The organism is Pseudofrankia coriaricola (assembly GCF_032027725.1).
Lineage (GTDB): Bacteria > Actinomycetota > Actinomycetes > Frankiales > Frankiaceae > Pseudofrankia.
Genome location: NZ_JASNFO010000180.1, coordinates 1 through 4543, shown reverse-complemented (window position 1 = coordinate 4543; position 4543 = coordinate 1). Strand labels below are relative to the sequence as shown.

The window sequence follows — 4543 nt, the reverse complement described above, 5'->3', positions numbered from 1 at the left end:
GAACAGTGCCGACACAACATCGACACCGTCGAGGAGAAGACCTCAGCCGGCCAGACGCGGACTCGTGTTGATCGCCTCGGGGAGGAACGCGGGCAACAGCAGACCACCGGCCGTCACGAACGACACCAACTCCCACGCCGACAACGTGGGCAGCGCCCAGCGGCCCGCCGCCGCGTCGCGCACCGCGACGACCAGCGCCACCAGACCCGCGAGCAACCCGCCGTCGACCTCCGGAACCCGGGGGTCGACGGCCACCGCCCGCAGCCGCACCGCCAACGCCGCCCGCAGCCGCACCGCCCGCCCTGCCAGCCGCCCAAGCCAGCCCCGCACCGTCGCAGGCGCCCGGCCCACCGCCACCGCGACCCGGCGCGCCCCCAGCCCACCGGCCGCGAGCCCGACCGCCTCACCGATCACCGCCACCGCGTCCGCCCGCCGCGCCAGGCACGTCACCGGCAGCAGCACATGCGTCGCCAGACAGCCCGAACACCGCCCCCGCCGCGGCCGGACCTCCCCCTCGACCCCCGAACCCGGCGCACCCGCGCCCACCCCCAACCCGCCAGACCGCTCCCGCACCCCGGACAGGCCAGCTCACCCACCGCCAACCGCCGTTCGACCTCAACCACATCCACGTCTACGGTGAACACCGGCGCCTCCACGCGCCTCGCACGGCCCTCCCCGAACCGGCCAAGGTGATCAGGGGAGGGCCGTCGCCATTTCCGACGTGCTCACCCTGTCGTCGCGCACCAACAAGAAACCCACCACAAGATCACAGCTGGCACATGCCCACCCACGACGACGCCGACCCGCCTCGCCGCGCCCACCAAGAACGACGCGTGACACCTGGTCGAGATCGGTCAGCGTCGTGCCGCGGTCGTGCAGCCAGCCGAGGAAGCGGATCGCGACGTGCACCCGGGTCTCGGCGTGGCGGGTCCAGGTGCGCGGGCCGCGGCGATGCTCGGCGCGTCGACGCAGCCGGCGCAGTACCCGCCAGGTGGCGTAGGCGGTCAGGATCCGGCGGTGTTGCGGCGGGTCGACGGTGGCGAGTCGGGCGGTGAGTCGCTGCTCGGCGCGTGCGAGCGCGTCGTCGCGGGCGGGGAGCAGCTGGTGGGCGACGAGCAGGGCGCGCAGGTAGTCGGCCGCGGCGCGGGTGCGCGTCGAGATCGGCGCCAGCGCCCAGTTCGCGACCAGGCCGAACAGCACCCGCTCCACCGCCGTGGTGAACCGCCGGTCGGCGACCGCCTTCTCGATCGCGGTGGCGACGCCGAGCTCGCGCCACAGCCCGTCGAGCAGCCATGTCCCGCCGATCGGCCGGGCGTCGACGACCTCCATCGGCCCCGCGCCGGCGGCCAGCCCTGTCTCCCCGGCGCCCGCGGATTCGTCCTGGCCGTCGCCGAAGTGCGCCCGGATCGAGGCGGCCAGCCGCCGCAGCCCGTCCACGTCGACCGTCTCGACCCGCCCCAGGTTCATCAACACCTGCGCTTGACCGCCCCGTCGACCCGGTGGTTGTGCGCGAGCGCGACCTAGCGCACGAGGCTGCCGTCGGCGTTCCGCCGCTGCGTGTACCGCAACTACATGCCCACACCACACCACGTAACCCCAGGCAGAGCAACCGCAAAAGGGGACGTAATCTTACCACACTTTGGCGTCCGCGAGGCCGATTTCCTTGCTTGGCAACCCCATGACCTGCGCCTTTGCCTTACCGATCTTCATCGTGTGTCCACGAACTGCGGAACCCGGGCCGCCAGCAAGTTCGGCGACAGGCCCCGTGACTCGAATCTAGTCTTGACAATCGAATCTGACTGGGTCATGGTTGCGTCAGTCACCGGGGGCGGCCCGGGGAGGCCACAGTCGGAGCTCACATGAGTTGGAGTAGACGAGGATCCATCTAGGGTCGCTCGCCATCACCGGGTTGCATGGCGGGGCGGCTGGTCTGATGGATGATCGCCCTGCAAGATGGGAGTGTGAACAGACCGGTCAAGGCTTGACGCTTGTCGCGTTGACGGTGGTCTTCCTCGGCTCGACGTGTATCCAGCCGTGACGTTCAACACCCTGGGCACGGTCATTGCAGTCCACTTCGTGGCTGTTATCGTGAACGGCCTGAGGCCTGCCGTTCCCAAGCTTGGGTGAACCCGCTGTTCCAGCGGGCCGGCGCTGCCGGACGCGGTCGCCTTGTCGGCCGCCATCCGTAGCCGCTGCAGCGAGCAATTGAGGATTCCATATGAAATTCGCCAACATCTCGGGCCGAGCGTGCATCATTCACGATGGGCGTGCGCTCGATATCGAACGTGCAAGCCGTGGTGAAATCGCGCCAGACCCGATGATGTATACGCGCCTCGCCCAGCACCCGCGGCTCGAATCGTTGCTTGCCGCCGCAAGCCCAGGTGACTTCCGAGAGTTCGACGTCGCGCACCTGGGACCACCGGTCCCTCGCCCCGGAAACATCATCGCTGTTGCACTGAACTATCACGATCACATCGAGGAGACCGGGCGGCAGCAGTCCGAAGAACCTGTGGTCTTTTCGAAGCTCACCAGCTCCGTCTGCGGCCCGTACGACCCCATCGAGGTCGCCGCGGACTGGACGCGCGTCGACTACGAGGCGGAGGTGGTCGTCGTGATCGGCGCTCGCCTCGGGGACGCCAAGACAGATGCCGTGTGGTCCGCTGTTGCTGGCGTGACCGTAGGCCAGGACATCTCGGATCGTGCTGAACAGAACCGCGAGCCACTACGCCAGTTCAGTTTCGCCAAGTCGTACAAAACCTTCACGCCGATCGGGCCATATCTTTCGACGGTCGACGATTTCGGTGATCCGGACCGTATCGAATTGTTTTCCCGCGTTGACGGGATGGAGGTTCAGCGAGCTACGACGGCGCAGTTGATCAGAAGCGTACCTGAATTGGTTTCTTGGATCTCGCGCCGAGTCGTGCTCGTGCCCGGAGACCTCATCCTTACCGGTACCCCAGGTGGTGTCGGCTCCCGCCGAACACCGCCGCTGTTCCTGTCCCCAGGAATGGTCCTCGAAACCGGGATCCCGTTAGTCGGGATCATGCGAAACCTCGTTCGGGAGCGACCGTCAGCGACAGATCGATCTGCCAGCGTGCAGGAGGAGGAACTTTCGGCATGACCGTCCGACGGGTACTCATCGGGACTGATCCAACCGGCAAGAGCGTCGTGGTCGACGACGGGCCCACGCCACGAGCCCACGACTTCAAGCACACTCCCGGCTCCAGCTATTCGATCGTCTGGGAGACGCCGGCTGAGCCGACGGCTGCCGTTCGACCGAGTCGATCCGACACTCGGAATTGACACTTTCTTCCCCGGCCCGGGCGGAACCAGGTTGCTACCCCCTAGTTAATTCGTGAGGTCACGGGGTTTTGTGATGATGCCGGTGGGGTGGGTAGCTCGCGGGGGTGAGGTATGCGACGGGTGGCGGGCTGACGCCCGCCGAGCAGATTCGACGTGAGCGGGTCCGGTTGGCTGCCGTTGACTGGTTTGCCCGGGGAGTGAGCCAGGCGGAGGTGGCGCGGGAGTTCCATGTGACGCCGAAGACGGTGAGCCGTTGGCATCGGGCCTGGGAGGACGGCGGTGTCGGTGCGCTGCGGTCGCGGGGGCCGTTGTCGGCGTGCCGGCTGGATGACCGGCAGTTGGCCCGGTTGGAGGCGTTGCTGCGTCGGGGCCCGGGGACGTGTGGCTGGGACGACCAGCGGTGGACGCTGGCTCGGATCCGGCGGGTGATCGCGGTGGAGTTCGGGGTGGACTACACCGAGGCCGGGGTGTGGTACCTGCTGGAGCGGCAGGGCTGGTCGTGCCAGCTGCCCGCCCGGCAGGCCAGCGAACGCGATGACGAGGCTATCGAGGCGTGGAGGAAGGAGCCGTGGTCGGCGGTAAAACCACGGCGGCGGCCCGTCGGGCCTGGGTCTGTTTCCTCGACGAGACCGGCCAGGGCCTGAGGCCGCCCCGCGCTCGTACCTGGGCTCGCCGTGGGGCCAGACCGGTCATCCGGGTGCCCGCCGCCCGGGGCGGCGGGCGGGTCAGCGTGACCGGCATGGTCTGCTACCGGCCCGGGCAGCGCGCCCGTCTGCTCTACCGGACCCGCCTCGGCGACCGCCGCCACGGCGAACGCAAGGGCCTCGACTGGACCGACTGCCGCGACCTGCTGGTCGCCGCGCACCACCAGCTTCCCGGCGGCCGGCTCGTCCTGGTCTGGGACCGGCTCAACATCCACCGCCAGACCGCGATGACCACCTTCCTCGACACCCACGCCGACTGGGTCGACGTCGTCTGGCTGCCGACCTACGCCCCCGAACTCAACCCGGCCGAGATAGGTTTGCCGAACTACGAGGTGCGTATCCAGTCATGATGTCTGGTCTCCTTGCTGGTGCTGCTGGTGCTGCTGGTGCTGCTGGTGCTGCTGGTGCTGCTGGTCGGCTGGGTTGTCGGTCCAGCGGCGGCGGTTGTGGTAGCCGGCTGGGAGCTGGTGCAGGGCGCGCAGGCGTTCGACCTCGCCCTGGTCGGCGGTGATGATCCAGCGGTAGGGCGGTCGGCT

At 68.7% G+C, this 4543-nt stretch carries 5 protein-coding genes; 3 read left to right on the top strand and 2 right to left on the bottom strand.

Annotated elements, in window-relative coordinates; genetic code table 11:
- Nucleotides 1-42: 42 nt before the first annotated feature.
- Nucleotides 43-462 (bottom strand): hypothetical protein, encoded by a 420-nt coding sequence (locus tag QOZ89_RS46775; RefSeq protein ID WP_083418919.1) that lies wholly within the window; start codon nt 460-462, stop codon nt 43-45.
- A gap of 231 nt (nt 463-693) precedes the next feature.
- Entirely contained in the window at nt 694-1467 is a 774-nt protein-coding gene (locus QOZ89_RS46770) for a hypothetical protein (protein WP_071049938.1), read from the bottom strand.
- Nucleotides 1468-2218: 751 nt separating this feature from the next.
- Between QOZ89_RS46770 and QOZ89_RS46765 the strand changes: the two genes are divergently transcribed.
- The 3 genes from QOZ89_RS46765 to QOZ89_RS46755 all read left to right on the top strand — a co-directional run bounded on the left by QOZ89_RS46765 (nt 2219) and on the right by QOZ89_RS46755 (nt 4357).
- A complete protein-coding gene (locus QOZ89_RS46765) occupies nt 2219-3121 on the top strand; it encodes a fumarylacetoacetate hydrolase family protein (protein WP_071049937.1) in 903 nt (300 codons plus the stop codon).
- A gap of 286 nt (nt 3122-3407) precedes the next feature.
- Nucleotides 3408-3947 carry a winged helix-turn-helix domain-containing protein gene (locus QOZ89_RS46760; RefSeq protein ID WP_071049936.1) on the top strand — a complete coding sequence of 180 codons (540 nt, stop codon included), beginning with the start codon at nt 3408-3410 and terminating at the stop codon, nt 3945-3947.
- The gene (locus QOZ89_RS46755) at nt 3872-4357 is read left to right on the top strand and encodes a transposase (protein WP_312630366.1); all 486 of its coding nucleotides are present in this window, start codon (nt 3872-3874) and stop codon (nt 4355-4357) included. The genes QOZ89_RS46760 and QOZ89_RS46755 overlap by 76 nt, the downstream gene beginning before the upstream one ends.
- Nucleotides 4358-4543: the final 186 nt, after the last annotated feature.